Raw genomic sequence first — 2738 nt, 5'->3', positions numbered from 1 at the left:
CTGCTGGCCGCCACCCGGCCGCGCCGGCGCTTCGGCTTCCTGCTGCAGAAGAGCGGCGACGCCTTCTACCAGGCGATCGGGGCTGCCGCCGTCCGCGCGGCGGCGGAAGCGCGGGAGGTCCGCGGCGAGGCCACGGTCGTGTATGTCGACGAGCTGGCGCCCCGGCGGATCGCCGACGAGCTGCTGCGCCTGGGCGGCCGCTGCGACGCCGTTGCCTGCGTGGCGGTCGACCATCCCCATGTGACCAGGGCCGTGTCGGACCTGGCCGCCCGCGGCGTGCCGGTCTTCACCCTGCTCTCCGACCTCTCGGCGCCGGACCGGGCCGGCTATGTCGGCCTGGACAGCCGCAAGCTGGGGCGGACCGCCGCCTGGCTGGTGGCGCGCACGGCGGCGCGGCCGGGACGGGTCGCCGTCTTCGTCGGCAGCCATCGCTATCTGGGCCAGGAGATGTGCGAGATCGGCTTCCGGTCGTATTTCCGCGAGCACGCCCGCGACTTCCAGCTGCTGGAGACCGCGGTGAACCTCGACGACCCCGCGGTCGCCTACCCCTTCACCCTGGAGCTGCTGCAGCGATACCCCGACCTGGTCGGGCTGTACGACGCCGGCGGCGGGCGCGAGGGCATCATCCGCGCCTTGCGCGAGGAGGACCGCACCGGCCTCGCCGTGGTCTGCAACGAGCTGACGGAGGCGACCCGGGCGGCGCTGATCGACGGCATCGTCAGCACCGTGCTGGCCCTGCCGGTCGACGAGTTCTGCGCCGCCGCTGTCGCCGCGATGGTCGAGGCCACGGCGGGCGACCCGCCGGCCGGGCTGCGCCAACGCGTACTGCCGTTCCGGATCTACGTCCCGGAGAATGTCGACCCGGGCTGACGGGCGGCGGCAACAATCCATCACCGTCGCCGTCGCCCCGTGATGGAAACGGATAGATTCTCCACCCCCTCCGTTGAGGCCGTTGCGCCCCCGGATTACGCTCCTTCCCAACCCGCGATAGGCGGGGCAAGGCGGAGGATGCGATGCCCGGGGAGATCGGCCGGAGGGACTACAGCCTGGTCGGGGCGGAGGCGCAGAGGGCGGTCGAGGCCGGGCTGGCCGGCGCCGCCTGGTATGCCTGCCCGATCCCGCGCAAGGATCTCAAGGAGCTGATGCGCCGGTCGGACGGGCCGGCGATCCGCGACACCCTGATCTGGTTCGCCGCGCTGGCCGTCACCGGCGGGCTCGGTGCCGCGCTGTGGGGCAGCTGGTGGGCCGTGCCGTTCTTCCTGGCCTATGGCGTGCTGTACGGCTCGGCCTCGGACAGCCGTTGGCACGAATGCGGCCACGGCACCGCCTTCAAGACGCGGTGGATGAACGACGCCGTCTACCACATCGCCTGCTTCATGATCCTGCGCGAGCCGACGGTCTGGCGCTGGAGCCACACAAGGCACCACACCGACACCATCATCGTCGGCCGCGACCCCGAGATCGCCGCCCAGCGCCCGCCCAGCCTGCTGAAGATCGCCCTCAACATCTTCATGCTGAAGGCCAGCCAGGTCGCGATCCGCAAGCTGTTCGTGCACGCGGCCGGCCGGCTGACGGCGGAGGAGGAGACCTTCATCCCGCAGATGGAGCGGCGGAAGGTGGTCCTGGTCGCGCGGATCTACCTGGCCATCTTCGCCGCGGTGATCGCCGCCTGCCTGGCCTTCGGCAGCATCCTGCCGGCGATGCTGGTCGGGCTGCCGACCCTCTATGGCGGCGGCATGACCCTGTTCTTCGGCCTGACCCAGCATGCCGGCCTGGCCGAGGACGTGCTGGACCACCGGCTGAACAGCCGCACGGTCTACATGAACCCGGTGTTCCGGTTCCTGTACTGGAACATGAACTATCATGTGGAGCACCACATGTTCCCGACCGTGCCCTATCACGCGCTGCCGAAGCTGCACGCGGCGATGAAGCATGACTGCCCGCCGCCCTATCCGAGCTGCTGGGCGGCGTATCGCGAGATCATCCCGACCCTGATCCGACAGCGGCGCGATCCGCGCTATCATGCGGTCCGGACCCTGCCGGCCGGGGCCTCGCCAGGCCCCGCGCTGGGCACCGCCCGGGCGGTGCCGGCGGAATAGCACAGCGAGAGGGAGGACGGTCATGGCCGAGGATGCCTGGATCAACGCCTGCGCCGTGGACGACATCGACCCGGAGGACGTGATCCGCTTCGATCACGGCGGCGCGACCTTCGCCATCTACCGCACCGGGGACGACCGCTACTTCGCCACCGACGGGCTGTGCACGCATGAGTTCGTCCACCTCGCCGACGGGCTGGTGATGGACACGGTGATCGAATGCCCGCTGCACAATGGCCGCTTCGACTTCACCACCGGCGAGGCGCTGAGCCCGCCGGTCTGCGCCGCGCTGCGGACCTTCCCGGTCAAGGTCGAGGGCGGCCGGGTCTATCTGCGGGCCGGGTCCTAGGCGGATGGCCGGGATGGTGATCGTCGGCGCCGGCGAGGCCGGGGCGCGGGCGGCGATCACCCTGCGCGAGCAGGGCTGGGACGGGCCGGTCACGCTGATCGGCGCGGAGGCGCGCCCGCCCTATGAGCGCCCGCCTTTGTCCAAGGCGGCGCTGCTGGCCGAGGCGGAGCCGGCCACCGTGCTGGACCGCGACCGCGCCGCCACCCTGGGGATCGAGCTGATCCTGGGCACCGAGGTGACGGCGATCGACCGCGCCGCCCGCAGCGTGACCCTGGCCGGCGGCAGCACCCTGC

At 71.6% G+C, this 2738-nt stretch carries 4 protein-coding genes; all 4 read left to right on the top strand.

Annotated features, from left to right (window positions below):
* Positions 1-870, top strand: an 870-nt coding sequence (locus P409_RS31215) for a substrate-binding domain-containing protein (RefSeq protein WP_034847645.1), incomplete at its 5' end; no start/stop codon positions are given.
* A 143-nt stretch (positions 871-1013) separates the two neighbouring features.
* Positions 1014-2099, top strand: a complete 1086-nt coding sequence (locus tag P409_RS31210; protein WP_052121609.1) for a fatty acid desaturase family protein — start codon at positions 1014-1016, stop codon at positions 2097-2099.
* 22 nt (positions 2100-2121) lie between these two features.
* Positions 2122-2445: a MocE family 2Fe-2S type ferredoxin gene (locus P409_RS31205; RefSeq protein WP_034847643.1), complete on the top strand. Its 324-nt coding sequence runs from the start codon at positions 2122-2124 to the stop codon at positions 2443-2445.
* 13 nt (positions 2446-2458) lie between these two features.
* A partial coding sequence (locus P409_RS31200; protein WP_034847642.1) for an FAD-dependent oxidoreductase occupies positions 2459-2738 on the top strand: 280 nt, incomplete at its 3' end.

The organism is Inquilinus limosus MP06 (genome assembly GCF_000767795.1).
Lineage (GTDB): Bacteria > Pseudomonadota > Alphaproteobacteria > DSM-16000 > Inquilinaceae > Inquilinus > Inquilinus limosus_E.
The sequence above is the reverse complement of the archived record's forward strand: the minus strand, read 5'-3'. Positions and strand labels throughout refer to the sequence as shown.

Excerpts from the sequence above, each read along its gene's own strand:
- P409_RS31210 (WP_052121609.1), top strand. The coding sequence starts at position 1,014 with ATGCCCGGGGAGATCGGCCGGAGGGACTACAGCCTGGTCGGGGCGGAG.
- P409_RS31205 (WP_034847643.1), top strand. The coding sequence starts at position 2,122 with ATGGCCGAGGATGCCTGGATCAACGCCTGCGCCGTGGACGACATCGAC.